The 26,940-nt window shown below is 59.1% G+C and carries 27 protein-coding genes and 1 pseudogene; 17 read left to right on the top strand and 11 right to left on the bottom strand.

The window, feature by feature from the left end:
* Nucleotides 1-31: 31 nt before the first annotated feature.
* The 4 genes from dnaA to mutM all read right to left on the bottom strand — a co-directional run bounded on the left by dnaA (nucleotide 32) and on the right by mutM (nucleotide 4,532).
* Nucleotides 32-1,495, bottom strand: coding sequence for a chromosomal replication initiator protein DnaA (gene dnaA / locus ACI2KA_RS03810; RefSeq protein ID WP_404499370.1), 1,464 nt, complete (start codon nucleotides 1,493-1,495; stop codon nucleotides 32-34).
* 870 nt (nucleotides 1,496-2,365) lie between these two features.
* Complete coding sequence (rpsT, locus tag ACI2KA_RS03805; RefSeq protein WP_003493474.1) at nucleotides 2,366-2,632, bottom strand: 30S ribosomal protein S20; 267 nt, start codon at nucleotides 2,630-2,632, stop codon at nucleotides 2,366-2,368.
* Nucleotides 2,633-2,827: 195 nt separating this feature from the next.
* A complete protein-coding gene (locus ACI2KA_RS03800; RefSeq protein ID WP_404499367.1) occupies nucleotides 2,828-3,601 on the bottom strand; it encodes an enoyl-CoA hydratase in 774 nt (257 codons plus the stop codon).
* 34 nt (nucleotides 3,602-3,635) lie between these two features.
* Nucleotides 3,636-4,532 carry a bifunctional DNA-formamidopyrimidine glycosylase/DNA-(apurinic or apyrimidinic site) lyase gene (gene mutM, locus ACI2KA_RS03795; RefSeq protein ID WP_404499365.1) on the bottom strand — a complete coding sequence of 299 codons (897 nt, stop codon included), beginning with the start codon at nucleotides 4,530-4,532 and terminating at the stop codon, nucleotides 3,636-3,638.
* 142 nt (nucleotides 4,533-4,674) lie between these two features.
* On the opposite strand from mutM, the gene ubiE reads away from it, so the two are divergent.
* From ubiE to ACI2KA_RS03780, 3 genes are all read left to right on the top strand, one after another.
* Nucleotides 4,675-5,451, top strand: a complete 777-nt coding sequence (gene ubiE, locus ACI2KA_RS03790; RefSeq protein ID WP_404499363.1) for a bifunctional demethylmenaquinone methyltransferase/2-methoxy-6-polyprenyl-1,4-benzoquinol methylase UbiE — start codon at nucleotides 4,675-4,677, stop codon at nucleotides 5,449-5,451.
* A 37-nt stretch (nucleotides 5,452-5,488) separates the two neighbouring features.
* On the top strand, nucleotides 5,489-7,063 hold the full coding sequence (ubiB, locus tag ACI2KA_RS03785; protein WP_404499361.1) for a 2-polyprenylphenol 6-hydroxylase: 1,575 nt from the start codon (nucleotides 5,489-5,491) through the stop codon (nucleotides 7,061-7,063).
* A gap of 315 nt (nucleotides 7,064-7,378) precedes the next feature.
* A complete protein-coding gene (locus ACI2KA_RS03780) occupies nucleotides 7,379-8,293 on the top strand; it encodes a sterol desaturase family protein (protein ID WP_404499359.1) in 915 nt (304 codons plus the stop codon).
* 101 nt (nucleotides 8,294-8,394) lie between these two features.
* Here the strand turns inward: ACI2KA_RS03780 and ACI2KA_RS03775 are convergent, their stop codons facing one another.
* From ACI2KA_RS03775 to ACI2KA_RS03765, 3 genes are read right to left on the bottom strand one after another with little or no spacing between them, the layout of a single operon-like run.
* On the bottom strand, nucleotides 8,395-8,778 hold the full coding sequence (locus ACI2KA_RS03775; RefSeq protein ID WP_404499357.1) for an MmcQ/YjbR family DNA-binding protein: 384 nt from the start codon (nucleotides 8,776-8,778) through the stop codon (nucleotides 8,395-8,397).
* Nucleotides 8,775-9,980, bottom strand: coding sequence for a bifunctional phosphopantothenoylcysteine decarboxylase/phosphopantothenate--cysteine ligase CoaBC (coaBC, locus tag ACI2KA_RS03770; RefSeq protein WP_404499355.1), 1,206 nt, complete (start codon nucleotides 9,978-9,980; stop codon nucleotides 8,775-8,777). Before coaBC ends, ACI2KA_RS03775 begins: the two co-directional genes overlap by 4 nt.
* Nucleotides 9,981-10,038: 58 nt before the next feature.
* Entirely contained in the window at nucleotides 10,039-11,622 is a 1,584-nt protein-coding gene (locus ACI2KA_RS03765; protein ID WP_404499353.1) for a peptide chain release factor 3, read from the bottom strand.
* 90 nt (nucleotides 11,623-11,712) lie between these two features.
* Between ACI2KA_RS03765 and dut the strand changes: the two genes are divergently transcribed.
* The 3 genes from dut to cysK all read left to right on the top strand — a co-directional run bounded on the left by dut (nucleotide 11,713) and on the right by cysK (nucleotide 14,071).
* Complete coding sequence (dut, locus tag ACI2KA_RS03760) at nucleotides 11,713-12,183, top strand: dUTP diphosphatase (RefSeq protein ID WP_404499351.1); 471 nt, start codon at nucleotides 11,713-11,715, stop codon at nucleotides 12,181-12,183.
* A gap of 146 nt (nucleotides 12,184-12,329) precedes the next feature.
* A complete protein-coding gene (locus ACI2KA_RS03755; protein ID WP_404499349.1) occupies nucleotides 12,330-12,947 on the top strand; it encodes a LysE family translocator in 618 nt (205 codons plus the stop codon).
* Between the two features lie 155 nt (nucleotides 12,948-13,102).
* Nucleotides 13,103-14,071, top strand: coding sequence for a cysteine synthase A (gene cysK, locus ACI2KA_RS03750; protein ID WP_404499347.1), 969 nt, complete (start codon nucleotides 13,103-13,105; stop codon nucleotides 14,069-14,071).
* Nucleotides 14,072-14,277: 206 nt separating this feature from the next.
* On the opposite strand, the pseudogene ACI2KA_RS03745 reads toward cysK, so the two are convergent.
* Nucleotides 14,278-15,180: pseudogene (locus tag ACI2KA_RS03745) on the bottom strand (YifB family Mg chelatase-like AAA ATPase); the annotation flags it as partial.
* Nucleotides 15,181-15,219: 39 nt separating this feature from the next.
* Between ACI2KA_RS03745 and ACI2KA_RS03740 the strand changes: the two are divergent.
* The 11 genes from ACI2KA_RS03740 (at nucleotide 15,220) to ACI2KA_RS03690 (ending at nucleotide 23,039) form a co-directional block, all read left to right on the top strand.
* Entirely contained in the window at nucleotides 15,220-16,863 is a 1,644-nt protein-coding gene (locus ACI2KA_RS03740; protein WP_404499345.1) for a recombinase family protein, read from the top strand.
* Between the two features lie 286 nt (nucleotides 16,864-17,149).
* The gene (locus ACI2KA_RS03735) at nucleotides 17,150-18,952 is read left to right on the top strand and encodes a hypothetical protein (RefSeq protein WP_404499343.1); all 1,803 of its coding nucleotides are present in this window, start codon (nucleotides 17,150-17,152) and stop codon (nucleotides 18,950-18,952) included.
* Between the two features lie 854 nt (nucleotides 18,953-19,806).
* Nucleotides 19,807-20,052 (top strand): hypothetical protein, encoded by a 246-nt coding sequence (locus ACI2KA_RS03730; RefSeq protein WP_404499341.1) that lies wholly within the window; start codon nucleotides 19,807-19,809, stop codon nucleotides 20,050-20,052.
* 334 nt (nucleotides 20,053-20,386) lie between these two features.
* Nucleotides 20,387-20,653 (top strand): hypothetical protein, encoded by a 267-nt coding sequence (locus ACI2KA_RS03725; RefSeq protein ID WP_404499339.1) that lies wholly within the window; start codon nucleotides 20,387-20,389, stop codon nucleotides 20,651-20,653.
* A gap of 190 nt (nucleotides 20,654-20,843) precedes the next feature.
* Nucleotides 20,844-21,161, top strand: coding sequence for a hypothetical protein (locus tag ACI2KA_RS03720; protein WP_404499337.1), 318 nt, complete (start codon nucleotides 20,844-20,846; stop codon nucleotides 21,159-21,161).
* Nucleotide 21,162: 1 nt separating this feature from the next.
* Entirely contained in the window at nucleotides 21,163-21,384 is a 222-nt protein-coding gene (locus tag ACI2KA_RS03715; protein WP_404499336.1) for a hypothetical protein, read from the top strand.
* 163 nt (nucleotides 21,385-21,547) lie between these two features.
* A complete protein-coding gene (locus ACI2KA_RS03710) occupies nucleotides 21,548-21,802 on the top strand; it encodes a hypothetical protein (protein ID WP_404499334.1) in 255 nt (84 codons plus the stop codon).
* A gap of 21 nt (nucleotides 21,803-21,823) precedes the next feature.
* Nucleotides 21,824-22,120 (top strand): hypothetical protein, encoded by a 297-nt coding sequence (locus tag ACI2KA_RS03705; RefSeq protein ID WP_404499332.1) that lies wholly within the window; start codon nucleotides 21,824-21,826, stop codon nucleotides 22,118-22,120.
* Nucleotides 22,117-22,353 (top strand): hypothetical protein, encoded by a 237-nt coding sequence (locus ACI2KA_RS03700; RefSeq protein WP_404499330.1) that lies wholly within the window; start codon nucleotides 22,117-22,119, stop codon nucleotides 22,351-22,353. Before ACI2KA_RS03705 ends, ACI2KA_RS03700 begins: the two co-directional genes overlap by 4 nt.
* Before the next feature lie 195 nt (nucleotides 22,354-22,548).
* Entirely contained in the window at nucleotides 22,549-22,824 is a 276-nt protein-coding gene (locus ACI2KA_RS03695) for a hypothetical protein (RefSeq protein WP_404499328.1), read from the top strand.
* Nucleotides 22,821-23,039 carry a hypothetical protein gene (locus ACI2KA_RS03690; protein WP_404499327.1) on the top strand — a complete coding sequence of 73 codons (219 nt, stop codon included), beginning with the start codon at nucleotides 22,821-22,823 and terminating at the stop codon, nucleotides 23,037-23,039. Before ACI2KA_RS03695 ends, ACI2KA_RS03690 begins: the two co-directional genes overlap by 4 nt.
* A 27-nt stretch (nucleotides 23,040-23,066) precedes the next feature.
* On the opposite strand, the gene ACI2KA_RS03685 is transcribed toward ACI2KA_RS03690, so the two are convergent.
* The 3 genes from ACI2KA_RS03685 to ACI2KA_RS03675 are packed head-to-tail and all read right to left on the bottom strand — an operon-like array spanning nucleotide 23,067 to nucleotide 26,841.
* On the bottom strand, nucleotides 23,067-25,004 hold the full coding sequence (locus tag ACI2KA_RS03685) for a DotA/TraY family protein (protein ID WP_404499325.1): 1,938 nt from the start codon (nucleotides 25,002-25,004) through the stop codon (nucleotides 23,067-23,069).
* Nucleotides 25,001-25,681 carry a hypothetical protein gene (locus ACI2KA_RS03680; protein WP_404499323.1) on the bottom strand — a complete coding sequence of 227 codons (681 nt, stop codon included), beginning with the start codon at nucleotides 25,679-25,681 and terminating at the stop codon, nucleotides 25,001-25,003. The genes ACI2KA_RS03685 and ACI2KA_RS03680 overlap by 4 nt, the downstream gene beginning before the upstream one ends.
* Nucleotides 25,678-26,841, bottom strand: coding sequence for a plasmid recombination protein (locus tag ACI2KA_RS03675; RefSeq protein WP_404499321.1), 1,164 nt, complete (start codon nucleotides 26,839-26,841; stop codon nucleotides 25,678-25,680). Before ACI2KA_RS03675 ends, ACI2KA_RS03680 begins: the two co-directional genes overlap by 4 nt.
* Between the last annotated feature and the right edge of the window lie 99 nt (nucleotides 26,842-26,940).

Here is a 26,940-nt window from a genome sequence, read left to right as displayed (position 1 = left end):
CAATAAAAAAGCGGCCCGCAGGCCGCTTTTTTCATGCGTTGTTTTCGTTGATCAGGCGTTTCAGCAGCTCCACCTCGTGGCCAAGCTTGGTATCGCCGGAAATCAGTTCCTCGATCTTGCGCACCGCGTGGAGAACCGTGGTGTGGTCGCGACCACCGAAACGGCGGCCGATCTCGGGGAAGGAGCGCGGCGTCAGCATCTTGGCCAGGTACATGGCAATCTGGCGCGGCTTGACGATGACGCGGGTGCGACGGTTGGACACCAGTTCCTGCCGCGACACATTATAGTGCTTGGCGACGATGCGCTGAATATCCTCGATCCGCACCCGCTTGGCCTCGCCAGTCCCGACGAGGTGCGACAGCAGCTCATCGACACGATCAACCGAGAGGTTCGGCTCGAAAGAGCGTCGGAACATCAGCTGGTTGAAGGCGCCTTCAAGCTCGCGTCCGCTCGCCGTCACGCTTTTCGCCACATGGGTCAGGATTTCATCCGAAATCTCGAAGGACGGATCGTCCTGACGGGCCGAACCGAGGCGTCGGTTGAGCATTTCATAACGCATGTCGTAGTCGGGACCTTCGATCTCGATGGCCATACCGCCCTGAAGACGGGAGCGCACGCGCGGATCGAGCGATTCCAGCTCCCAGGGCGCGCGGTCAGCCGCAACCACGACCTGCTTGGCGCTGTCGAGCAGCATGTTCAGCAGGTGGCAGAATTCATGCTGGATCATCTTGCCCTGCAGGAACTGCATGTCATCGATGACCAGCAGGTCGATATTGCGCAGCGTATCCTTCAGCGTCAGCGCGTCATTGTCGCGGATCGCGGTCGCGAAACGCCACATGAAATATTCGGCCGTCAGATAGACAACGCGCGGATTGCGCGGGCTGTCGATGGCGGCGTTTGCAATGGCCTGCAGAAGATGCGTCTTGCCAAGGCCGACACCCGCATGGATGAACAGCGGGTTGAAGCGCACGGCGCCGGCGCCGGCTTCGGCGATCGTCTTTGCGGCCGCAAGCGCGACACGGTTGGACGACCCTTCGACAAAGGTATCGAAAGTGAAGCGCGTGTCGAGCGGTGAGCCGAAGAGCGGCCCGGAACCACCCTGGCGCAGCGTGGCTTGCGCCGCCGCAGGCTGCGCGGCAGGCGACGTCGCGGGCTGCGACGGAATGAAGGACTTGTTGCGCGGTGCGGAGCCGATCTCCGCAACGGGCTGCGACCGTTCTTCGGCCTGCGCCGGTCGAACCGGACGGCTGGCCGAGCGGACGAGAATTTCCACCTTCAGCACATCCGGATCCTCGCTCTGAACGAGGTTCGTGATCAGGTCCATGTAACGGTTGTTGATCCAGGACTTCAGAAAGGTCGTCGGAACGGTAAAACGGACGACGCTTTTTGAAACGGAATGGAGTTTGAGCCGTGCAAACCAGCTTGCATAGACCTCGGGACCGACCTGTGCCTTGAGCCGCGCGCTAAAACGTTCAAACAGCGCATCGTGCTTCATTGCCGATTTGTCCCCTGCCGCATCAGAGCAAGCTGCATCACATGCCTTTGGTGCGCGGTCCCCATCAGCCACCGCACCCATCGCCAAATTCAATTGCATATTGCCGCCTTTCAAATTGCCAATCATAGCCTGACGACCAAAAATCGATCGCCAGGGATCCCCCTCGTATTATTCCTGCCTCCAGCGTTCCCCTCGAAAGAACGTCGAAGACTACTACTCGTTTGCGAGTCGGTTATCCCATTTCCCTCCCCGTCATGGAGAGGCCTGCGACACGCTAAAAACGCTCCTTTCGTCACAACCTTAAGGCGCATTCTTGAGGACAAAAAACCCCTGCCCGTTCCGAGACCGAAACGGCACAAAAAGCTCCATGACCTGAGAAAACGGACCTCGAAAGACCCGTCAGCAAGAAGGTGAATATCGTCGATACGATCATCGAGATAATCTGTGGACTGAGATCCGCACCCCTTGTTGGAATGCATTTAGGCAGGATCGCGGGGAGAGATCAATGGCGTTTTTTCTGCAAAAACTCAGATCGGCCATTGACTCGCAAAGGCCGTTTTGCATCACCGACAAGGCGCGAAGCAGAATCGCTTATGAATCAATGAGATTCAATTTTGGCAATTTTTGAGAGGCGTTTTTGGCAAAAAAATAAAAATCTTCTTGACTCAAAACTTCTCCCGACTTCCGTAGAGCAAGCTTCCCATTTTCCGGAAGACCTCCCGCAAGTATTTGTTTTTATTTATTTTTTCCTGTCGTCCATCTGACATGCATTTGTCACGTTACGGTAGGAATGATTAACAGGTGGTTAGAATCAGAAAAAGCCCAGTCAAAAGACCAGGCTTTTTGGATAATTATTTGTGATTAGCCGGATTAGGCGGAAAGAGCCTTCACGCGCTGTGCGAGACGCGACACCTTGCGGGATGCCGTGTTGCCGTGCAGAACGCCCCTGGTCGCGGCGCGCTGGATCTCGGGCTGAGCTGCCTTCAGAGCTTCGGTAGCGACTGCGAGATCGCCGGAAGCGATGGCTTCCTCGACCTTGCGGATGAAGCCGCGAACGCGCGAACGGCGAGCCTTGTTGACTGCGGTACGGCGAGCGATCTTGCGGGTCGCCTTTTTCGCCGAAGTTGTATTGGCCATGTATGCCTCTCTTCGAATTCAAACCAAATTCCGCAACCAGAGGATCGGGTCGTTCGACGACCTCACGTAACCCAAGAATGCGGGAGTAATTTCGGACAAGCCGGATGGCTTTCCTTAACCGTGGGCGGGCATATACCGCTAAAGCGCGCACCCGTCAACGCGCAAAACGCTTAAAAGCGCCGATATTCCGAATCCTTAGCGATTCCGGAAAACGGGTTTGCGCTTTTCGACGAAGGCGGCCATGCCCTCCTTCTGATCCGCCGTGGCAAACAGCGACTGGAAGGACCGCCTTTCATATCGCAGCCCTTCCGCAAGCGGCACCTCGAAGGAGCGGTTGACGCTTTCCTTGGCCATGAGAACCGAGGCGCGCGACAGCGAGGCGATGCGGGCGGCGGCCTCCACGGCCTGCTCCATCAGATTTTCCGCCGGCACGATGCGCGAGACGAGGCCCGCACGCTCGGCCTCCGCCGCATCCATCATGCGGCCGGTCAGAACGAGGTCCATGGCCTTTGCCTTGCCCACTGCCCGCGTCAGCCGCTGCGAGCCGCCCATGCCCGGAATGACGCCCAGCGTGATCTCCGGCTGGCCGAACTTCGCCGTTTCCGAGGCGATGATGAAATCGCACATCATCGCCAGTTCGCAGCCGCCGCCGAGCGCAAAGCCGGAAACCGCGGCGATGACGGGCTTCCTCGTCGACGCCACCTCGTCCCAGCCGCCGAGAAAATCACCGACATAGGCATCGACGAAATCCAGCCCCTGCATTTCCTTGATGTCGGCGCCTGCCGCAAATGCCTTTTCCGAGCCGGTGATGATGATCGCGCCGATGGAATCATCGGTCGAAAACGAGGAGAGAATATGCCGCAGCTCTTTTAGAAGCGTCGAATTGAGAGCGTTGAGCGCCTTGGGCCGATTGAGCGTGATGACGCCCACCTCATCGCGTTTCTCGACCAATATCGTTTCATAATCCACGGCAGTCTCCCTTCTACGCTATTTCCCTGCTCGGTCATGTCTGGCAGGCGGCGCAATAAAAGGTCGAACGACCGGCCTGCACCACCCTTTCAACCGTACCCCCGCAGCCGGGTGTCCGGCAAGGCTGGCCTTCCTGATCGTAAACCGAAAAGGAATGCTGGAAATAACCGAGCGTCCCATCCGTCTGGATATGGTCGCGCAGGGAGGAGCCGCCGGCTGCGATCGCATCCGCGATCACAGCGCGGATTTTCTCCGTCAGTTCGACAAGCTGCGGCTTCGGCGTGCCGCTTTTGGTCACCAGCGTTCCTGCCGCCCGCAAGGGCGAAAGATGGGCGCGCCACAGCGCCTCGCAGACATAGATGTTTCCGAGACCGGCAATCACCTTCTGGTCCAGCAGCGTGCTTTTCAACGGCTGGCTTTTGCCCTTGAACCGGCTCGCCAGATAATCCGCGCTCAGCGCATTGCCGGTCGGCTCCGGTCCAAGCTCGGCAAAAGCCGGATAGAGATCGAGCTTGTTGCGCTCCACCAGATGCATGAAGCCGAAGCGGCGCGGATCATTATAGATGACAAAGGCGCGCTCTCCGCCGCGTTCCAGATGAAAGACGACATGGTCGTGCTTGCCGTCCTTCGAGCGGGCATGATGAAACGCCCCGGGCGTATTGCCGGCCGCATCCGCCTGCGCCTCGATGCGGAACGAACCGGACATGCCGAGATGGGCAACGATGGTCAGCCCGTCTTCCAGCTCGATCAGGAGATATTTCGCCCGGCGACCGAGCGACAGGATCGCCTTGCCCTCGATCAGCGCCGCGAAATCCTCCGGAAACGGAAACCGCAGATCCGGGCGGCCAAGATGGAGCTTGCGGACCCTTGCGCCTTCCATGGTGGGGGCGAGGCCGCGTCTGACGGTTTCGACTTCTGGCAATTCTGGCATCTGGCTTATCCGGCAGTTTATCGTTAGGACCATGTGGTCTATACAATGCACGCGAAATGTCGCGCCTGGCTATGCGGCAACAGATAGCGTCGCCATGGCGTTTCCGCTATGGTCCGCCACGCAATAAATATGGAGACAGACGATGACCGACGCCCGTACGACCGCAGAAGGAGGCATGGAAACGTCCTATGGCTTCCACAAGGTGGACGAAGGCAAGAAGCAGGGGCTGGTCAACGAAGTCTTCCACAAGGTGGCCAAACGCTACGACATCATGAACGACGTGATGTCGGCCGGCCTGCACCGGCTGTGGAAGGATGCGATGGTCTCCTCGCTTTCGCCGCGCAAGGATGCCTCCTACAAGGTGCTGGACGTGGCGGGCGGCACCGGCGATATCGCCTTCCGCATCGTTGAAGCCTCCAACCGCCTGGCACAGGCCACCGTTCTCGACATCAATGGTTCGATGCTCGCCGTCGGCGAAGAGCGTGCGGCAAAAAGGAAGCTTTCCGACAATCTGACCTTCATCGAGGCCAATGCCGAAGAGCTGCCTTTCGAGGCGAATAGCTTCGATGCCTATACCGTCGCCTTCGGCATTCGCAACGTGCCGCGCATCGATGTCGCGCTGAAGGAGGCCCATCGTGTGCTGAAACGCGGCGGCCGGCTCCTGGTGCTGGAATTTTCCGAAGTCGACATGCCGCTGCTCGACCGCGTCTACGACGCCTGGTCGTTCAACGCCATTCCACAATTCGGCAAGATGATCACCGGTGACGCCGAGCCCTATCAATATCTGGTCGAGTCGATCCGCAAATTCCCCAATCAGGAGGATTTTGCGACGATGATCCGCACCGCCGGCTTCTCCCGCGTCACCTACACCAATTACACCGGCGGCATCGCCGCCCTGCATTCCGGCTGGAAACTTTGAGACCCATGGCTGGCAGAAGCAGGAGACAAGCATAAGCATGAGCACTTTGGGCGCATATTTCCGCCTCGCAAGGGTGGGTTGGGTTCTCGTGCGCGAAGGCGTCGTGCTGGCCCTGCCATCCGATGACCTGCCTGCTCCCGCACAATTGTTGAAAGCGCTGCTGAAGCCCTTCGCGCGCAGCAAGGCGAAACGGGCGCAGCGCAGCGACCGGCTGGCGGTGGCCGTCGAAAGGCTGGGGCCTTCTTATGTGAAGATGGGCCAGTTTCTGGCCACCCGGCCGGATGTGGTAGGCGCCGATTTCGCCGACGATCTTGCAAGCCTTCAGGACCGCATGGCGTTTTTCCCGGCCGCCGCCGCGAAGGCCAATATCGAAGGTTCGCTTGGACGGTCGGTTTCCGATCTCTACAGGGAATTCGGCGATCCCATCGCCGCCGCCTCCATCGCCCAGGTTCATCCGGCAATGGTGGATACGCCGAAAGGGCCGCGCAAGGTGGCCGTCAAGGTCATCCGCCCCGGCGTGCGCCAGCGTTTCCAGAACGATCTCGAGGCGATGTATCTGATCGCCGACCTGCAGCAGCGTTTTGTCCGCTCCGCCCGCCGCCTGCGGCCGGTGGAAGTGACCCGCACGCTGGAGCAGACGACCAAGATCGAAATGGATCTGCGGCTTGAGGCCGCAGCCCTTTCCGAACTTGCGGAAAACACCAGGAACGATCCCGGATTCCGCGTTCCCGAGGTCGACTGGGAACGCACCGGCCGCGATGTCGTCACCATGGAGTGGATCGACGGCGTCAAGATGTCGGATATCGAGGGGCTGAAGGCGGCCGGTCACGACCTCAACAGACTGGCCGACACGCTGATCCAATCCTTCCTGCGGCACACGCTGCGCGACGGTTTTTTCCATGCTGACATGCATCCCGGCAATCTCTTCGTTGATCCGCAAGGGGAGATCGTCGCAGTCGATATGGGCATCGCCGGACGGCTCGGCAAAAAGGAGCGCCGTTTCCTCGCCGAAATCCTCTACGGTTTCATCACCCGCGATTACATGCGGGTGGCGGAAGTGCATTTCGAGGCGGGTTACGTACCGGGCCACCACGATATTGCCAGCTTCGCACAGGCGATACGCGCAATCGGCGAACCGATTCACGGCCAGCCGGCCGAAACCATCTCCATGGGCAAGCTTCTGACCCTGCTGTTTGAAGTGACCGAGCTTTTCGACATGGAAACGCGGCCGGAACTGGTGATGCTGCAGAAGACCATGGTGGTGGTGGAAGGCGTGTCGCGCATGCTCAATCCGCGCTTCAACATGTGGAAGGCTGCCGATCCGGTGGTCGGCGGCTGGATCAGGGACAATCTCGGTCCGAAGCGCATCGTCACCGATCTGAAGGACGGCGTGAAGGCTGCCCTCAAGCTTGCCGAGGCCGCACCGGAAATCGCCGCCAAGACGGAAAAACTGCATTCCGATCTGATGTATATGAGCGAGAACGGCCTGCGTTTCGACGCGCAGACAGCCGAGGCCATCGGCAAGGCGGAGGCGCGCCACACAAGGTGGGGCCGGATAGCGCTGTGGGTGATTGCGCTGACGCTGCTTTATATTGCTGTCAGGGTCAGCTGAGCATCTAAAGACGAACAACTGCCATGGTGGTGTAATCTATTGGAGGAATAAGGACCTGATCTTGAAACAAGACAGGTGATCCATGCACCGACGGACTTACAAGGGACGGGAGAGTGCGCAACTGCGGCGAATTGCGGCGCGCACTGCGCCGTTCGGGCAGGCCCGACCGCAGGGATTTGAACTATGAAAGGCCGACGCGACGGCCGGGGATTGACCCCTGCGGCGATGGCCGCTTCAGTGACGGAAAACCGCGATCCTGCGCGGAATTGCGTCGATGGTTGAGAGACAGATAATGCCGGATGGGATTTGAAATTCATGGCAAAATCGCAAGCATTGAAAGCGGCCCTTTCCTATTCTTCGTGGCCGCTGGTGTTCGTGGGCGGCCTTGCGGGCTCCTATTTCGCGTTCACGAGCAGCCACCCGATCGCGGCTTTTCTGGCCGTCTATGCGGGCGCAGTTCTCAGCCTGTTTCTTCTCGAGCGCTATATTCCCTATGAGGTGCAATGGCTTGAGGGCGACGGCGAGACGGTGAACAGCATCGGCCATACGCTTTTGACAAAAGGACTTGTCCAGCTCGCGGCAGCGGCAGCCGTGATTTTCCCGATGCTGACGGCGAATGTGCTGCAGCCCCTGGCCGCCATGCGGTTCGACCTGTGGCCGTCGCAACTGCCGATGATCGTCCAGGTGGCGCTTGCGGTGACGATCGCCGAATTCGGTCTCTACTGGGCGCACCGCATAGCGCATGAAACCGTGTTCTTCTGGCGCTTCCATGCCCTGCATCACAGCGTGGTGCGGCTCTGGGTCGTGAATACGGGACGGTTCCATGTGGCCGATTCGCTGTTCAAGATCGCGCTCAGCCAGATTCCGCTCTATTTCATGGGTGCGCCGCTACAGGTTTTCTGGTGGCTGGGCGCGGTTACGGCCTTCATCGGTATCTTGACCCATTGCAATGTCGATATGAAAACGGGGCCGCTCGATTACGTCTTCAGCACCCCGCGCCTGCACCGCTGGCACCATTCGAAGCAGCTTCCGGAAGGCAATACCAATTACGGCGAAAATCTCGTCATCTTCGATCTGATCTTCGGCTCCTACCACAATCCCGACCGGCCCTCCTCCACCGATATCGGCATCAAGGGGGAAATAGCAAAGGGGTTTCTGCCGCAACTCGTGCAGCCATTCACCAGGGAAGGCGTGCGCCAGATCATAGGCAAGGACAAGAAACTCAACTGACGGAAGATTACAGGCTGCAGCATTTCCAGTAAAAGTGCGCAGCGGTTTTCCGTCCGGAAAATGCGGAAAAACAAAGGATAGGGTACATCCGACGATTCCGTCTAGAGCGGACGTGCTCGAGATACGGTGTCGATCACGATGCCAAGTTCGCCCCGCAGCTTTTTCGTCAGTCCTGCGGCCACAAGCTCGTAGGAACGGCGCACATAGTGTTCCAGTTCTTGCTGCTCCAATGGGGAATGATCGCCGATCGAAACCCATTTGCGCTTGGCGAAATAGGGCGCCTGCGCGATGCCCTCGAGCGAGGTGAGGATTTCGAAGCTTTCCTCCGAGCATTTCACCACCAGCCGCCAGTCCTCGCGTTCACCCAGCACGGCAAAGACCTTGTCGCCCACCTTGGCGACATGCGAATCCCACTGATCGACGAAACGCACGCCCGGCCACCTGCCCAGCACCCTGTCGAAGGTCTTGCGATCAAACAGGGTCATGCGAGTTTCTCCGCGACAAGGGCTGCCAGACGTTTTGCGACTTCTGCCTTGTCGAGATCCGGCCAGACCTCGATACCATCCGCCGAAATGATCTTCACGCTGTTGCGGTCTCCGCCCATGATGCCGGTCTCGGCCGAGACATCATTGGCGACGATATAATCCGCTCCCTTGCGTTCCAGCTTGGCCCGGCCGTTCTTTTCGACATCCTGCGTTTCGGCGGCAAAACCCACCACCAGTTTCGGGCGTTTTTCATGGTGGCCGACGGTTTTGAGAATATCCGGATTTTCCGTCAGTTGCAGCGCCGGCGGCGCATCCCCCTGCTGCTTCTTGATCTTCTGCTCCGACGAGCCGGCCACCCGCCAGTCGGCGACGGCGGCGACCATGACGGCGATATCCGCCGGAAGCCTCGAAATCACCGCATCGCGCATTTCTTCGGCGCGTTCGACATGGACCGTCGCGACCCCGGCGGGATCGGCAAGGGCAACCGGGCCGGAGACAAGCGTGACCTCAGCCCCCAGTTCCGCCAGAGCCGCCGCAATGGCATGGCCCTGCTTGCCCGAGGAACGATTGGCGATATAACGCACCGGATCGATCGGCTCATGCGTCGGACCGGAGGTGACGATGGCCGTTCTGCCGCGCAAGGGCTTCGGGCCGCTTTCCAGCAGCGCCTCGACGGCTTCAACGATCTGTAAAGGCTCCGCCATGCGGCCGAGACCAGCCTCGCCCTTCTCCGCCATCTCTCCAGCCATGGGGCCGATGAAAAAGACGCCGTCCTTCTTCAGCGTTTCAACATTGCGGCCGGTCGGTTTCGCCGTCCACATTTTCGGGTTCATAGCAGGTGCAATCAGCACCTTGCGGTCGGTCGCGAGAAGAACCGTGGAGGCGAGATCATCGGCCAAGCCATGCGCCATCTTCGCCATCAGATCGGCGGTGGCAGGCGCCACCAGCACGAGATCGCAGTCGCGCGCCAGCCTGATATGGCCGACATCCTGCTCATCCTGCCTCGAAAAAAGCTCGGTAAACACATGGGTGGCGGACAAGGCGCCGACAGCGAGCGGGGTGACGAATTCCTGCGCCCCCTTCGTCATGACAGGCGTCACCTTCGCACCGCGCTCCTTCAGGCGACGAATGAGATCGAGGCTCTTATAGGCCGCGATGCCGCCGGAGATGATGAGGAGGATATGTTTGCCTGAAAGCGTCATGATGCCGGACCAGTTTCCCGTTTACGGGGAAACTAAGCCCTTGGCATTCAAAGTGCAATCACGCCGCCTTGGCGACGTGATATTCCTTGATCGCGACCATCTTGATCGCCGGGAACCGTTGGGACTCGTAACGCAGCGAGAAGGCGTCCTGCGCCAGAAACACCGGATCGCCATCGAGATCGCGGGCAATATCGCCGCGCTTGACGTTGAGGAACTTGTCCATTTCTGCCGGCTGATCGGAGGAAATCCAGCGGCAGACGGAAAAGCGCGACATTTCGAAGGAGACCGGCAGGCCGTATTCGCCCATCAGCCGTTCCTTCAGCACATCGAGCTGCAGCGCGCCGACGACACCGACAATGGCCGGCGAACCGTCTTCCGGCGAAAACAGCTGTACGACGCCCTCTTCCGCCATCTGCTGCAGGGCTTCCTTCAGCTTCTTCGCCTTCATGGCATCCTCAAGCCGCACGCGGCGCAGGATTTCCGGCGAGAAGTTCGGCACACCCTGGAAGACGAGGTTTTCCCCCTCGGTCAGCGTATCGCCGATGCGCAAGGTGCCATGGTTCGGGATGCCCACCACGTCACCCGCAAAGGCCGTATCAGCCAGCTGGCGCTGCGAAGCGAAGAAGAACTGCGGCGCGGTGAGGCCCATCTGCTTGCCGGTGCGGGCAAGCCGTGCCTTCATTCCGCGCTCCAGCTTGCCGGAGCAGATGCGGGCGAAAGCGATGCGGTCGCGATGGTTCGGGTCCATATTGGCCTGAATCTTGAAGACGAAGGCCGTCATTTTTTCTTCAGCCGCATGGACGGTGCGGGTATCCGCCACCTGATCGCGCGGCGGCGGCGCGAAGTCGCCGAGCGCGTTGATGAGGTCACGCACACCGAAATTGCGCAGCGCCGAACCGAAGAACACCGGCGTCATATGGCCCTCAAGAAAGGCTTCGCGGTCGAAGGGGCGGCAGGCTTCCAGCGCCAGTTCCGTTTCCTCGACAAAGGCATGGCGTTCATTTTCCGGCAGACGATCGGCAACTGCCTGCGGGCCATTGACGGGCATGGCCTCCACCTGCGTGTCGACGCCGCGGAAGGTGCTGTCGGCAAGATTATAGGCGCCGCAGAAGGTCTTGGCGCGTCCGACCGGCCAGGTGATCGGCGCGGTATCGAGCGCCAGCTTTTCCTCGACCTCGTCCAGAATCTCGAATGGGTCGCGGCTTTCGCGGTCCATCTTGTTGATGAAGGTGATGATCGGGATATCGCGCATACGGCAGACTTCGAAGAGCTTCAGCGTACGCGGCTCGATACCCTTGGCGGCGTCGATGACCATGATCGCCGCATCCACCGCCGTCAGCGTGCGGTAGGTATCATCCGCAAAGTCCTCGTGGCCGGGCGTATCGAGAATGTTGAAGACCCGGTCGTTATATTCGAAGGTCATGACCGAGGTGACGACCGAAATGCCGCGCTCACGCTCGATCTTCATCCAGTCCGAACGGGTCTGGATGCGGTCCTTTTTCGCCTTCACCTCGCCGGCAAGCTGGATCGCTCCGCCGAACAGCAGCAGTTTTTCGGTAAGCGTGGTCTTACCCGCATCCGGGTGCGCGATAATAGCAAAGGTGCGGCGGCGGGAGACCGCCTCGGCAAGTGTTTCGGCCATCTGACAAATCCTGTGGAATTGCGGGCTATCTAGCGTTTCAGGCCCCGTTTTGCAATTGACCTTGCCGCGATCTCGGCAAACTAATGCCGCATGACCGTTCAAAACGACAATCGCCCCCCTCTCCGGCTCGTCCGGCTCCCCCATGGCGCGGGCCTCGACCTGCCCTCCTATGAAACCGGCGGTGCCGCGGGCATGGACCTGCGCGCAGCAGTGCCCGAAGGTGAACCGCTGACCCTGAAACCCGGCGGACGAACGCTGGTGCCGACCGGTTTCGTTTTCGAGGTGCCGCATGGTTACGAGGCGCAAATCCGTCCCCGGTCCGGCCTTGCCATCAAGAATGGCATCACCTGCCTCAACTCCCCCGGCACGGTGGACAGCGACTATCGCGGCGAGGTGAAGGTCATTCTCGCCAATCTCGGTGAAAGCGATTTCGTCATCGAGCGCGGCATGCGTATCGCGCAGATGGTGATCGCGCCGGTGACGCAGGTTGTCGTCAGCGAAGTGACGGAAACTTCCGAAACGGTGCGTGGCGCCGGCGGTTTCGGCTCCACCGGCATCTAGCCGCACAACCTCTCCGTCAGAGCTCTCATCCCGCCTTTCAGTCAGGCGAGGCTCCCGCGCCATCCAGCCGGTTGCGCGCGAGAGCCGATTGTTTTTGCCCGGCAATTTCGCTATGGATCTGGCAGTTTTTCCGGGGAAACACGATCATGACGCTGACGACCCTTTTTGCCTATGCCACCGCCCTTTTCATCGCCGCCGCCATTCCCGGCCCCGGCATGACGGCGATCGTGGCGCGGGCGCTGGGTTCGGGCTTTCGGGAAACCTTCTTCATGGGTCTCGGGCTGGTGCTGGGCGACATGATCTACCTGACCGGCGTGATATTGGGGCTGGCCTTTGTGGCGCAAACCTTTCAGGAGGCGTTCATGGTCCTGAAATTCGCCGGCGCGGCCTATCTCCTTTATATCGCCTGGAAGCTGTGGACCGCCGGCCTGCTGCCGCAGGAACTGAAGGCGAAAAAAAGCACCAGCATGCCGATGTCCTTTCTGTCCGGCCTGCTGATCACCCTCGGCAATCCGAAAACCATGCTGTTTTATGTGGCGCTGGTGCCGACGCTGATCGATATTCGCATGATCGGCCCGTCGGAATATGCGACGCTTCTCGCGCTTACTTTCGTCGTGCTGATGGCCGTTCTCCTGCCGTACATCCTGCTGGCGGCCAAGGCGCGCAACCTCCTGAAACGGCCAAGCGCGCTTACAATCCTCAACCGCACCGCGGCGGGTATTCTGGCCGGAACGGCGACCGTGATCGCGATCCGCAGCACCTAAAATAATTTCGTGCATTTACCCGGTTTTTCGTGAAATTTTTCCGGAAAACCAATCATATAAGGATGAACGTTCGCTAGCCTGACAGGGCGATTGCACCTATTCTGCCGCTCACATCTTGCGGCCACCGTTACGTGGCCTTCATACGGGAGAGCATCATGCCTGAAGCCAGAAAGCCCGGACGCGGACGCGTCTATTCCTCGATCACGGAAACAATCGGCGATACGCCGATCGTGCGGCTGGACAAGCTGGCGAAAGAAAAGGGCGTGAAGGCCAACCTCCTCGCCAAGCTGGAGTTTTTCAACCCGATCGCTTCCGTGAAGGACCGTATCGGCGTCGCGATGATCGAAGCGCTGGAAGCGCAGGGCAAGATCACCCCCGGCAAGACCACGCTGGTGGAACCGACTTCCGGCAATACCGGAATTGCACTTGCCTTCGCCGCCGCCGCCAAGGGTTACAAGCTGATCCTGACCATGCCTGAAACCATGTCGGTCGAGCGCCGGAAGATGCTGGCCCTGCTCGGTGCCGAGCTGGTGCTGACCGAAGGTCCGAAGGGCATGAAGGGCGCAATCGCCAAGGCGCAGGAATTGGCCGAGACCCTGCCCGACGCCATTATTCCGCAGCAATTCGAAAACCCTGCCAATCCGGATATTCACCGCAAGACGACGGCTGAGGAAATCTGGAACGATACCGATGGCGCGGTTGATATTCTCGTTTCCGGCATCGGCACCGGCGGCACGATCACCGGCACGGGCCAGGTTCTGAAATCCCGCAAGCCCGAAGTGAAGGTTGTCGCGGTCGAACCCGCCGACAGCCCGGTTCTTTCCGGCGGCAACCCCGGCCCGCACAAGATACAGGGCATTGGCGCCGGTTTCGCACCTGCGATCCTCGATACCGGCATTTATGACGAGATCGTCACCGTGACCAATGACGAGGCTTTCGAGACCGCGCGTCTGGCGGCGAGGATCGAAGGCGTGCCCGTCGGCATCTCCTCGGGTGCTGCACTGGCAGCGGCGATCAAGGTTGGCGCACGTGAAGAAAATGCCGGCAAGAACATTGTCGTCATCATTCCTTCCTTCGCGGAACGTTATCTTTCGACCGCGCTTTTTGAAGGGCTTGGGCTTTAATCACACCCTTTCGGGATCGCGCAATCGCGGACCAGATTAACGAATATCTCGATATGCCGCCGGCCCGCCGGCGGCATATCGGCTTTACGAAGCGGCGCGCAGTCGATCAGACCTATTCGGCGCCCTTTCAGTCTTTGTTTTTATACCGACCGGCTCCAAATTGACGGGGTCGTTCCCGTCTTCTTGCAACACACACCCTGATACCACTAGGCCGCCGACGTCACCCTTTCGCCTGCGATACGATAGGACACGGCTTCCGCTACATGAATGCGGCCCACCGTCTGCCTGCCCTCCAGATCGGCCAGCGTGCGGGCGACCTTGAGAATGCGATGATAACCACGTGCGGAAAATTTCAGCCGTTCAGCCGCATCGCGCAGTAATTGCAACCCGGATGCATCCGGCTCGGCATATTTTTCGATCAATGTTGTCGTACAGCGGGCATTGGTGCGTATGGTCGGAAACCCCGCTGCCGCATAACGCTCCTTCTGCGCCAGCCGCGCGCCAGCGACACGAGCGGCGACCGCTGCACTCGGCTCGGATGCAACGGGGCGGATGAGGTCGGCAGCGGAAACGGCGGGAACATCGATGCGAATATCGATACGATCCAGCAGCGGGCCGGAAATGCGTGCCTGATAATCGGCCACGCAGCGCGGCCCTCTGGCGCAGGTGAAACCCGGCTCACCCGCCATGCCGCAGCGGCAGGGATTCATGGCCGCAATCAGCTGGATTTCCGCCGGATAGCTGACGCGATGATTGGCCCTGGCAATGATGCATTCGCCGGTTTCAAGCGGCTGGCGCAGGGCATCCAGCACCTGCGGTGAAAATTCCGGGAACTCGTCCAGAAAAAGAACGCCGTGATGAGCAAGCGAAGCCTCACCCGGCTTGGCGCGCAGCCCGCCGCCGATCAATGCCGCCATGGTGGCGGAATGGTGCGGCGTGCGGAACGGTCTGCGGTCAGAAAGCCTGCCGCCCGACAATTGGCCGGCAATGGAATGGACCATGGACACTTCCAGCAGTTCCGCCGCCTCGAGCGGCGGCAGGATGGACGGCAAGCGGGCGGCCAGCATGGATTTTCCCGAGCCAGGTGGACCGACCATCAGCAAATTGTGCTACATTAATTGCATCACATCTGATATGGAATGTAGATCATGAGAAAAGCCTATTCTTATATTCGATTCTCCAGCCCTGAGCAGGCGCGCGGTGATTCCCTTCGTCGGCAGACTGAGGGTGCGGAAAAATGGTGTGCCGAACGCGGCATTACGTTGGACGAAACCCTCCACGATCTTGGCGTGAGTGCCTACCGTGGCGCGAACAGAATGGAGGGCGCACTTCGCTCATTCCTGGATTTAGTTGAACGGGGGGAGGTTGAAGAGGGATCATATCTGATCGTTGAAAGTCTCGACCGCCTGTCTCGTGAAGCGGTCATTGATGCTGTTCCTCGCTTCCTTGATCTAATCCGCGCGGGTATCACCATCGTCACGTTGAGTGACAATCAGGAGTACTCTGATGAGAAAATTCGTGGTGATTGGACCGCTCTGATTGTCTCGCTGGCAATCATGTCCAGAGCGCACGAAGAAAGTAAGCTAAAGGCGGATCGCGTCGCAAAGGCGTGGCGACGTAAGAAAGACGAAGCACGAAACGAACGGCGTCCGCTCACCCCGCGGTGCCCGGAATGGCTTGAGGTCCGCGACGGAAAATTCGTGGAACGCGAGGAAAGAGTTGATCTCGTAAAGCGTATCTTTCAGGAGACAATCGATGGCTTCGGACGGCGTGAGATCATGCGCCGTCTAAACGTGGAAGGAGAGCCAACGTTTCGAGGGGGCAAAGGTTGGCATACATCGAGCATCGCGAAGGTTATCCAGAGCCGTGCGGTCCTTGGAGAGTACCAGCCCCACGTCGGTACACATAAGAACCGCAACAGGAAGCCAGACGGCGAACCCATCACCGACTACTACCCTCGCATCATCGATGACGATACCTTTTGGCGAGCGCAAAACGCTACTGCGGGACGGCGGCAATCGGCGGCGGGGCGAAAGGGGCAGAAGGGGGCTCACATCCTTCAAGGTCTTGCCCGCTGCGCTTCGTGCGGTGGCCCCATGCATATCCAGAACAAGGGGAAACCGCCGAAGGGTGGCATCTACCTCGTGTGCTCGGGCAACCTTCGGAAGACGGGTTGTGATAACACCCGTCGCATTCGAGTTGACCGCCTTGAGAGGGACCTGTTGACGGCGCTGCTCCACGTCGATGTTGCTGCTCTCGCGTCTCTGGATGATGAGACCCCTGAGATGCTCCGACAGATCGAAGCACTGAAAGCAAAACTCGCCGACGCGAAGGCTCGACGCACCCGCTTGCTAACGGTTCTTGTGACCGAAGATGAAGAGGTTCAGGAGCAGTTTGTCCAGGTCGCCGCTGAAGTGAAAGAACTTACGAAACGACTGAAAGAGCAAGAAAAGGCAGCGGCCAGCAGGCAAGCCGATCCGGGCATCATTGCGCGTTTAACGACGGCAAATGAATTGTCCGGACAGCTAGAAGAAACAGACCTAGAGAAGCGTCGGGAACTCCGCATCAAACTGTCATCCTTGTTGCGTGGGTTGGTGGAGCGCGTCGATTGCCGGCCCATCGGGCCAGTCATGATCCTCAAGCCGCGCCTCGAAGTCCAGATGAAAGGAGTCATGCCCTTCGCGTTTCGCATGGACCATGGCATCGTTTCAATGCTGCTTGAATCTCCCGCCAACAACGACGCCTTGGATCAGTTCTTCCTCGGTCTGGGAGGTGCATCCGGCATGGAGTAATGGCATCGCCCGAGCGCCTGCGCGACGGCGATGAAACCCGCAAGGGACGTGAGGCTCCTTCCCTGGGGCGGGATGGAGGTTTGAAAGCATCACGTACTTGTAGGTGACGGCAGCGCCAAATAGTTTCGGATGCGGAACGTATTTTCGGCGCTTGACCGATGTGCCGCCGCGCATGACCATAAAAAAACACCGCATCAACGGGCTGGAACCCTCCGCGGTGTTTTTTCAAGGACAAGTCCATGATTGCCAACGGCGCGATTATTGTAAAGACCCCGAATTCTGAACGGTGAGCCCCAGGCTGGGACATATCCCAGCCAAGCCGACGTCACCTCCAACCCACCGATCCAAATTTGTTGACAAGCTCTTCGCAAACAATGGTTTTGCGTTCGGCCCAGACGACGAGGCAAAGGCGCGTGTATGTGCCGCTGTCGATGGGCAGGCCCGCAAATCGTCCGGCGCAGCCGGCGGACATGCCTATGTCGCGCCCGAATTCTCCACGGATGCCGAATGGCGCAAGGACCCATCGCGCCACCGTCCGCTCGGTTATTCATGGCGTATCCCGTCCGACGAACTGAAAGCACTCCTCAACCTTCCCAAGATGCCTACAGCGGCGGGCGATCTAGTCTGTGAGGCCATCGTCGCCGACGCCATCGTGTCGGCCCACCTCTATCCCGGCCGCCGCATCTCGTATTCCAGGCGGGCCGAATACTGGGCGGCACGCATCCGCTACACGGGCAAGGGGTTCAACAGAGACACCGTCACGCTCGCTGTGGAAAAACTCGTAGAGAGGGGCATTCTGGTCAATCACGACCGCCGCCCTCCTGGAAAGCGCGGGGTCCAATCCTCGTATCTACCAAATCCGATGCTCACCGCCCTCGAGATGCCCAAGCTGAACAAGGCGAGAGGCGAGACCCTGATCCTCAAGGACGCCGACGGCAACATGGTCGGCTACAAGGACACACCGGAGACTCGCGATAAGCGATGCACGCTTTCCAGGGTGAATCGCGTGCTTGAGGCGGCCGACATCTGCATCGACCGCGAAGGGGTCGTGAACGAAGGCCGATGGACCCGTATCGACGACTACCTCGTGTTCCCGAACCACAAGTCGCTGCACCGCATCTACAACGGCGGCTGGACGCTTGGAGGACGCTTCTACGGAGCGTTCTGGCAGAACATGCGGTCAGAGGACAGGAGGCACATCCTGATCGACGGGCGCGAGACCGTGGAGGTCGACTACGACCAACTCCACGCCAGGATCATCTACGCCGAAGCGAAGAAGAAACTGTGGGGCGACGCCTACGACCTAGAGGGATGGGACAGGAAGGTCGCCAAGCGTGCTTTCTTCATCATCGTGAACGCGAAGAACTACGTCGATGCCAAGGGTGCCGTGGCCAAACTCCTGATCGAAAAGGAACTGGACCCGAAACTGTCCAGTAAGCTGATCGAGGCGATGAAGGCGAGACACCATGAAGTCCGCGAATTCTTTCATTCCGGCTGCGGATTGCGTCTCCAGAACCTCGACGGGAAGATGGCCGAGTATGTCCTACGTGCCATGACGGTCAGGAAAGGTATTCCGTGCCTCCCGATACACGACAGTTTCATCGTGCCAGCTACGGCGACCACGATCCTGATCCGCACAATGAAAGAGGCCTTTGAAAAGTTTGTCGGCAAGGCCTCGGGAGCCGTCTGTTCCGTCAAAAATCCTCCGGCCGCTTCCGTAACGAAATCAGATACTTGTGCGCCTCAAGTCCACACCTACGTCCCCGCCCCCTCCGAGTCCCCTGTTCTTGCTCCCTCCGCTGAGGCTGAATCTGGATTTAAGAATCAAGAATCCATTGTCCGGAACACGGAACCCTCAGTGGTGGGGAAAACAGTCGCCTCCCATGCGCCGAAAACACAGACACCGATCCGTCCTGTCATCAAACGAACGGTGGCGATGCCCGCGTTTCTTCGTGCAGCACAGGATCAGGCGACGAAAACGTGGAGGGAGGAGGAAGACCGGAAGCGGTTACGCCAAGAAAGTCGCCAGCGTGACCGCCAGATGGGGTTCGGCGGGAAAGATGGGCCAGCAGTCGTCCAGATCGTTTGATGGTGTCTGGCGGAGCAGGAAACCGTACCATGACACCACCTCCAATTTCCGCACCGAATAATGCTGTAGCAATCCACTTGCCAATGCGGCTTCACGCGCCGAGAGTATTTTTACCCTGCCAGTTTGCCACCTTCGTTAAGCTCTCGTGAACCGTAGTCGGCCAGCGGCCCGTGCGACCACCTTGGCATCATGACCCTTACCCCAGCACCGTCACATGAAACCGTATGCCGATCCGGGGGCAGTCGGTCCCGGTTCCCGCCAAAGTGGCGGCGCGGTGCTGAACCTCCTACGGCGGCCCTTTTAACCGATCTCGTCATGCGCGAATTCCCGCGTCATCCCCGGAGCCGGGGACCGCGATGGTTGCCGCTCCGATATGCTCTTCTTCTTTTGCAGACGCGGTTCCCGCGCCCGAATGGTCCCATGGACCATTTTGAAGCCGACGATTCTGTACGACCACGCAGGCAGCCTCCTACGTCCCTAATATATTTTAAAATGGCTCAGACTACCTCTGAATCCATTTTCCCACCCTCAGCATCAAGCCTGCCACCGTTCTCACTCTGTCAACGCCGCGGCGTCCTCCACTCCGTTACGGCCCTCCGGGTGACTGCCGCTCCGAGCGTCGGCAATCTTGGAGGCATCGGGACGGGGAGCATCAAAGACCGCGCTACGCGCGGGTTCGAAGCTCGGCCTGCGGCCCGCATCGAACAGGGAGCACGGCTTTCAAAAGAGAACCGTTAAAATCCAACCAATCCCGTTAACTCCACCTCCGGGACAACTCAACCTGTCCACGTTCTAGCCTGGGCTCCGCCCCGGCGATGTGGTATAAAATACCCATAGAAAACAGAGCGAAAGGCATGGAAATGCAGGTCAAGACAACAACCATTCCGGGGCTGATTTTCGCCGTACAGGTTGAAGAAGTTAACCACCTTGACCCAGTGGGCGGCCTTATCTGCTACCTCGCCAGTCTTTACAGGATTGACCCTAAGACGTCCGCCCGAACGCTACTTAAGCGGTCCCGTATCCCTGGAGCCGCCGCCGATATGAAACGCGAATTCCAGCGTGACGGCATCCAGGCATTTCGCCGCTATCAGACAGCTTAACGATCATAGGACGAACCCAATGTTGGCACTCCGCATCCTTACTCTCCCCATCGCTATGGTAGCCTTCATGGCTCTCTTCGTGGTCGCCACCAAGGCCCCCGCAGCAGTCGAATTGACGAGTATCACTCTTTGGATCGCCCTCCCGATCGTCCTGGTCATTGCCGCTGCCAAGCGCCTGGCGGGACATTAATTCAAGAACTCAAGTAATAAATTCAAGAACTCATTATACATCGAGTTCTTGAATTAAATTATTGAAATTACAGAACTAAAATTGTTGACGTACTTAGTATTTCGCGCAACAATACACCCGTACAACGAGCAAAGGAGATATTAATTGATCGATATACATTGGGGCCGCAAGATGCCGAACTGGGATTGCGCTGAAGTAGAAACACGGGACGGAACAGTTTGCCCTTTCGTCGCGGAGATTCCAGGGCCAGACGATCGGGTGATGTTTTCAATCGACGTTCCAGAGGAAGACGGACAAATCCGTTCGCTGGCATCAGGTTTCGCGACTGATCTTGAGTCTGCCCGGATAGCGGCAGCGCATGCCGTCGCTAAACTCGACGGGGGCCTGACGGTCGCGGTTTCGGCAAAATGAGAAAATGCATCGACGGCGCATTTTACCCCTTGCGCCGTCGACCGATCGCTCCAACACTTGTTACGTGGACACTCACAAAAGTGGTTCCACACACATCTTAAACTCCTGACATCTCAGGAAAATTCAACGCCCGATGACCTCGGGGCGAATGGCGAAGCCATGCCCAGGGTCGACATGAAAGGTAATAGTAGTGGCCAAACAGATTAGCAAAATCGTTGACGGACTTCGCTACAACACGGTGACCGCGACCAAGATTTGTAGCCTTGAGAACGACGAGGATAGAGGAGATTTCCGTTTCGAGATCACGGCGCTCTACCAGACACCTCGCGGTCGCTTTTTTCTGGCGGGACATGGCGGTGCAATGTCCCGGTGGGCTCGGTCAGTGAGGGACGGACGAACTGGCGGAGAGGGACTGACCGTCGTCAGCGCACAGGACGCCCGCGCTTTCGCCGAAGAACACGCGGATGAGGACACCGTAGCCAAGTACTTCGAGATAGAGGAGGCATAACATGGAACGGATGAAAGCTCGTAAGAGCCCGACGCGCAGGGCCAAGATCGAAACACTGCAGGCTCAGATGACCCGCGAAGAGGGGGGCGTTGCAGCACACATTCTGGATTGCATCGTACGAGGCTCTTACTTCGATGCCGACGAAATGAAGGAGACGCACCCGCAGGCGCTGGAACTCGCCTATCTGCACCTTGGCGATGACAAAGAGGAGGCATCGCGGTGACGGACGCTGGAAACCCAAGGCACCCGTGCCAAGAGCGCCGTGGAGATCGACTCACAGTCGACCTGCCGCCAGGCACTCTGACAGCTCTCAAGATTCATGCTGCACAGAGAGAAACCACGATCCGCGAAGTCGTGACCGAACTCGTAAAAAAGGAGGTCGGACAGTGATCGGCAAAAGAGGGATCAAAACACCGCCAACCATAGCGGAATTCAAGAAGGAAACGCAGCGGCTGACAAAACACGCGTTCCTCCTGGCTCCCGCGGCGCTCGTGGTGGGGATCATGTTCGAGGTCCTTGGATCAAGAGCAATGACCACGGTCTTCTTGGCGCTTACCATATTCGCTCTGCTCAGTGCAGCCTGGATCAACATCCTCATGATCTCGCTGCGGCATCTAGAAAGGAGATCGGAAAATGAATGAAGAAATGGAAGGAGAACGATGATGAGCGATCTAAAGGTGAAAAGGGTTATCCTGTACCTCCTGACCGCCCGCGACCTGATCGAGACAGGGAAACCGTGGTATCAACCGCAACCTTACGCGCTAGCCGCGATAAAGGACTGTGATGATGCCGTCGCAGCGCTCCAGGAACAGGGTCTCAATAACTTCACGGTCGAACTGGCGATGATGACGATTAGCGCCGCATCGCAGTGTACCCGTCGTGATCGCGAGGAAGAAATATTGCTCTCCTATGTCACAGACATCGGCCGTCGCTGGCGGAAAGAGGAGGCGCAGGCATGAACATGAGTAAAGATACAAAACTCCGCAAGCTTGAAACTCTCCTTGCTGGTACGCCCTTCGGAATCAGTCTCTCGGATCGTGGCCCCGCTCTGATTCAGTTTACAGAACGCGGTTCGGTCGAGGTTGCTGTCGGAAACGGCGACGATTTCATTGAGTTCATGGAGGCTTGGCATGAACTCAATTCTGAAATCGCTACCCAAGGCATTTTGATTAAAGGTGGCAAGGGAGCCTGACAGGATGACATCAGATGCAGGATTGAACAGGCAGACCGATTGTGAGGGCGACCAGGAGGCCTCGTCTCCATTGACGCACGAGGAATTTCTCCAGGTCCTCGACGAGGCTTTTACGATGCTGTTCGGTTTCTGGGACAGGAACGAGCGGCAGCATGATGGACTTGCTGGGAGATCAGACCCTGCGGAGGACAAACAATGACCCAATTCAGCGAAATCCCGACCGCCGATTTCCCGATGAATCACGAGACTTATCGCCGTCTTCGTGACGAAATCGGGTCTATCTCCGCGTACTTCTACAACCTCGGAACGCGCGACGGGGCCGAGGTCGCAAAGAAGATGGAAGAGGTCTACGGCGCGCTTGGCGATGCCTGGGAAACGATCCGCCGTATTGAGGACCGCGAAAAACGGGCTTCGGCGCGAACGGTGGAGCAATTTCTTATCGACTACATCGAATCGGAGACTGCGAAATGATCGATCTCAACATTTACCAGTACGTTGACTTTCATGATTACAAGCGTGTGGCGATGATCGTCACGGCGCTGGTGGCACTGGCGTTCTTCATGCGGCTTCTGCGCCTTCCGAAAGTGTGGATGAAGGCTGTTGCCAACCTCATTTTCTTCTTTGTATGTTTGCATGCGGTCGGCTTTACGCTGATCGGCATCGCCGCATGGCAGGCGGGGTCATGAAAGAGACCGAAGGCTGGGAACCCACGCTCATTTCCGCCCACCTTTCTTGAGTGCAGCGGTTAGACCAGTCTTCGGGAAATTACCGCGTCCAGCAAGCGCCATCATCCCGCCGAACGCGCCCGACGTCAGGTTCGCCTCACCGCCTGCGCCAGGTTGGCCTGTCCATTTGAGGACAAGGTCTGGCAGGGTCCAGACCTGGCCGAAGCCCTTCATGCATGAATAGAACACCAGATACATGTACATGCCCGTCATGACCAAGATTCCCACGAGTCCGACGACGTGCCCGCCAGTCTGGCCGAGGAAGGCGGTAACGAACAGCTTATCGAGGGTCCCGAGGGTCACGTCGAAGAGGGGGTATGCTGCGCAGAGCGCAAGAACCGCGAGGATCGGGCGGAGCGCGATGTTCGTTATCAAAAGCAGGCCCATGCGGACACTTTCGCCCGCGAAGTCTCCACTATTATCCAGCTTGAGCCACTTCATGGCCCACAGCGGCAGGGCTATCATGGCCTCCATCAACGCTGCCAGTGTCGCCATTCCTGCCATGAACACAAAGACAAAAGGCATCATGGGAAGCACGTATGCACGAAGGCTGCCAATAAGCATCAAGGCTCCCACTACGTATTTGGACCAGTCCAACAGCCAGTCGACACCCGCGGCACCAAAGAACCGCGTCACCGCGTTCCCCGCCAATGCGGCAGCAGTCGCGCCTGCGGCGATCACGGCCCATCCGCCTGCGATCATCGCATGACCCGATGAGATCAGGCCCGCCATCGCGTTGCCATCCGATCCCGAAGACGTTGCCCATTCGGCCATATCCCTAGCCACGCCGCCGAGCAGCTTGGTCAGGAAGTCCGCTGTCTCGTCGCCTGCACTGGCGAAATCGTTGGCCGTAAGGTTCACCCTTTCGGTTTCTCCGGAAATTTGAAGCGCCAGCGCCGAAAACGCCCGATCGATAGCCTGCCCGAAATCCCCATCCGTGCGCGGTAGCGTGTCATCCAGGCGCTCATTCGTCAGGCCGGTCGTGAGCTCGGAGATTTGCGCCAGCGCCCGCCAGTACATCCCAGCCGTCAAAAATCCATCCTGTTCAGCCGCTTCAACGAGTTTCGAACGTGACGTCATGTCCATTGCGGCCACTTCTGCCTTGGCCGCAGCAACGATTGCAGAGTCGAACCTTGTCCCCATGGCACGAATGTCCTGAACCAATGTCGGCGACAGTAGTTTCGTCGAAATAGCGTTTCTCATCCCATCAGCCGACGATATGCCTGACGTCTCCGCGGCGAGCTTGGCGTACCGTGCCGCTTCGGGACGGACCGCGGCAATGATGTCCGCGACCGCCGCACGGCGGATACCGACGAAATCGGAACGCCCCTCCGGTATTGTGAATGAGAACCGTCCGCAGGTCGCACCGTAGGCCCACACCGTCACTCCAGCCACGTTGAAGCCCGCAGGGTCAGGCAACCGTTGCTCCCATCCCCACATAGAGCCACCCTGGTTGTAGGCGGCAGCGCAGACCTCATGTCGCAATATCGCCATAGCAACCGTCGATCCCGTCTCCGAAACCGGGACTATCGGCATCCCGTCCTTCCCCGCGACGACACCGACGAAAACGTTCCAAGTCGCGTCGGCGACATTGATACCGCCACGCGCTACGACGTCGCGCAGGATATAGTGGACCGAGGAAAATCCAGTATTCGGCAGAGGCACCAGCAGACCGATGCCGACGATGATGCGAAGCGGCGACCAAATCTGATGCCACTTGTCACCGAGGACTTTGCCTGTGTACGCACTCTGAACGATCCCCGACACGACGCTGTAGCCAAGGCCAAGGCTGGCGAGGAAAGCGAGGACGCTGGTGAACACCTGGAGCGTCCGGCCCCATGGCGACGAACCGTCCGGGGGAAGCACGGCGGACACCCACTGCCATGCGATATTGGTTGTGGATGGTTCCGCGAGTATGTCGATCATGGTTTCGCTCCCGGAGGTTTCGGCCCCGCCATACCGTTCTCCGTCTCCGTCTCCGGACCGTCAGACGTCATGCCGTCTTTGGTGCTCGTGTTTTCAGACTCGTCACGGAGATCGAGGGCCTTTTCCTCCGCGGGCGTCGGCACCACGGGCACAATCGGAAATGCAAGACGTGGCGACGTACGCGGTTTGCTGGCCGTCGCGGCTCCCGACTTTCCCGCGCTGCCCTTGTCTCCGTCGCCGCCCGTTCCCGTCGTGTCGGAAACCACCGGCTCGACCTCTGGATCGAGTCCATTCTTCTCCGCCTGCTGATCGAGGATATGCTGTCCGAGCGCCGCGAACTCTGGCAGGCAATGCCAGATCGCCGCCAGCCACGGGCGGGCGCATGGCTGTATCTCGCCATCCCGAAGAAGCTCCACATGGAATTGGATGCGATCCCTGAGAGTCCGCCAGCCTGTGGCATCGCCCGACGAGGCAAGGCGCTCCAGGTACACAAGGAGCGCCGGGGACTCGGCCTCCAAAAACGTCTGGCGGTGATGCGTCGGACGGGACCGCACCAGCGCGCACCAGCGGACGATATCCACGGCAGCGCCATGCGCCGGATCGAGGTGCTGCATACCGATATCGCGAAGGACACCGCGGGCATTGTTCCAGAAAATTTCCTCGCCTGTTGTCGTCATGGTGTTGGTGCTCCTCCCCCTGGTGTTGGTGCCGGCTGTTCCAGCGCGGCGGCGAGCGCCTTGGAAAGGTTGTGGATTTCCGCTTGGGCCGATGCCAAGCGCTGGCCCTGTTGCCGGAACGCATGGCGCTGCTCGGAAGCCTGCTTCTCCGCCTCACGCCGCGAGACATTCGCCTTCGTGGCCTCCGCCTCGGCTTTTTCGACGGCAGCCTTCGCAGCCGCGATTGCCCCGGCATATTCCCGCCGGACACTCTCACGTAGAGAGGACTCCCGCGCGCCGTCGAGGACAGCGCGGACGGCCCCGCCGACACCTTTCAGGCGATCCGCCGATACTTTCGCTTTCTCGGCGTCCGCCTTGATCGCCGCAGCTTTCCGCTTGGTGCGCTCAACATAGGCGCGGCCCTTCGCTTCTACGACGGCAGCCCGCTCGACGGCCTGCTTGAGTGCCGCCGCCTGGGCCTTCTCCTGGTGCCATTGCGCCCGTGTCAGGCGGCGCTTCCCGGCACCGAGGCGAGTCAGGCCAGCAGGAACGGCAACCCGCTGGTGGTAATCGTCCAACCACGCCCGCAGACCCCCGACGTATGCGCGGTTCGCCCGCTTATCCAAGGCCTTCTTGTTCTCATCCGGAAGCATTCCACCGTCGATAACAGCATTCTTCGCGACATAGCCGGGATGCAGCCGCCCAGCCCGCATCTCCGTGTCGTCGGGAAGCAGGTACGCATGCACATGCGGGTGGCTTTCGTCGGTGTGCCGCACGACGGACACCAGCAGATCGCCATACTGTTCCCGAAGCCAGTTGATCGAGGCCCGCTCCCATTTCTGGACGTCGCGGCGAACGTCGACGCTGGCGCGGTATTCATCCATGGTCGCGGGGTGGCTGAAGACGACGGCAGCCAGGGTATTCTGCCCCTTCCGGATTGCCTTGAACGTCGTCTTGCCATTCTTGTCCGTCCGAGGTGTCTTCGCTGCCGCCGCCCGTTCGTCGTGCAGCGTGCGCAGCGCGTCCACGTCGAGGCCGTACACGGCTTCTGGGGGCTTCGGCGATTGGACATGCACCGATGCCGAGGGAACCCGCGTCACCTCATCAAAAATGAAATCCGTGGTTCGCCCCGCCTTATCGGAACGGGCAAAAATTTCGATGCGGGCGAATTGGTAGGCCATTGCGGCGCTCGGAGAAATACCCAAAGCGTGCCTACCGGCGAAGATCAGGACAACAGAAAAGTGTACTATATAGACCGAATATAGCTTATCACTGCGTTC

This window comes from Agrobacterium sp. NPDC089420 (assembly GCF_044900305.1).
GTDB lineage: Bacteria > Pseudomonadota > Alphaproteobacteria > Rhizobiales > Rhizobiaceae > Agrobacterium.
This window is presented reverse-complemented; position numbering and strand designations above follow the sequence as displayed.

Bases quoted from the DNA above. Each gene is read 5' to 3' on its own strand.
- dnaA (WP_404499370.1), bottom strand. From the start codon at position 1,495: ATGAAGCACGATGCGCTGTTTGAACGTTTTAGCGCGCGGCTCAAGGCA.
- rpsT (WP_003493474.1), bottom strand. From the start codon at position 2,632: ATGGCCAATACAACTTCGGCGAAAAAGGCGACCCGCAAGATCGCTCGC.
- mutM (WP_404499365.1), bottom strand. From the start codon at position 4,532: ATGCCAGAATTGCCAGAAGTCGAAACCGTCAGACGCGGCCTCGCCCCC.
- ubiE (WP_404499363.1), top strand. From the start codon at position 4,675: ATGACCGACGCCCGTACGACCGCAGAAGGAGGCATGGAAACGTCCTAT.
- ubiB (WP_404499361.1), top strand. From the start codon at position 5,489: ATGAGCACTTTGGGCGCATATTTCCGCCTCGCAAGGGTGGGTTGGGTT.
- ACI2KA_RS03780 (WP_404499359.1), top strand. From the start codon at position 7,379: ATGGCAAAATCGCAAGCATTGAAAGCGGCCCTTTCCTATTCTTCGTGG.
- ACI2KA_RS03775 (WP_404499357.1), bottom strand. From the start codon at position 8,778: ATGACCCTGTTTGATCGCAAGACCTTCGACAGGGTGCTGGGCAGGTGG.
- coaBC (WP_404499355.1), bottom strand. From the start codon at position 9,980: ATGACGCTTTCAGGCAAACATATCCTCCTCATCATCTCCGGCGGCATC.
- ACI2KA_RS03765 (WP_404499353.1), bottom strand. From the start codon at position 11,622: ATGGCCGAAACACTTGCCGAGGCGGTCTCCCGCCGCCGCACCTTTGCT.
- dut (WP_404499351.1), top strand. From the start codon at position 11,713: ATGACCGTTCAAAACGACAATCGCCCCCCTCTCCGGCTCGTCCGGCTC.
- ACI2KA_RS03755 (WP_404499349.1), top strand. From the start codon at position 12,330: ATGACGCTGACGACCCTTTTTGCCTATGCCACCGCCCTTTTCATCGCC.
- cysK (WP_404499347.1), top strand. From the start codon at position 13,103: ATGCCTGAAGCCAGAAAGCCCGGACGCGGACGCGTCTATTCCTCGATC.
- ACI2KA_RS03740 (WP_404499345.1), top strand. From the start codon at position 15,220: ATGAGAAAAGCCTATTCTTATATTCGATTCTCCAGCCCTGAGCAGGCG.
- ACI2KA_RS03730 (WP_404499341.1), top strand. From the start codon at position 19,807: ATGGAAATGCAGGTCAAGACAACAACCATTCCGGGGCTGATTTTCGCC.
- ACI2KA_RS03715 (WP_404499336.1), top strand. From the start codon at position 21,163: ATGGAACGGATGAAAGCTCGTAAGAGCCCGACGCGCAGGGCCAAGATC.
- ACI2KA_RS03705 (WP_404499332.1), top strand. From the start codon at position 21,824: ATGAGCGATCTAAAGGTGAAAAGGGTTATCCTGTACCTCCTGACCGCC.
- ACI2KA_RS03700 (WP_404499330.1), top strand. From the start codon at position 22,117: ATGAACATGAGTAAAGATACAAAACTCCGCAAGCTTGAAACTCTCCTT.
- ACI2KA_RS03695 (WP_404499328.1), top strand. From the start codon at position 22,549: ATGACCCAATTCAGCGAAATCCCGACCGCCGATTTCCCGATGAATCAC.
- ACI2KA_RS03690 (WP_404499327.1), top strand. From the start codon at position 22,821: ATGATCGATCTCAACATTTACCAGTACGTTGACTTTCATGATTACAAG.
- ACI2KA_RS03685 (WP_404499325.1), bottom strand. From the start codon at position 25,004: ATGATCGACATACTCGCGGAACCATCCACAACCAATATCGCATGGCAG.
- ACI2KA_RS03680 (WP_404499323.1), bottom strand. From the start codon at position 25,681: ATGACGACAACAGGCGAGGAAATTTTCTGGAACAATGCCCGCGGTGTC.
- ACI2KA_RS03675 (WP_404499321.1), bottom strand. From the start codon at position 26,841: ATGGCCTACCAATTCGCCCGCATCGAAATTTTTGCCCGTTCCGATAAG.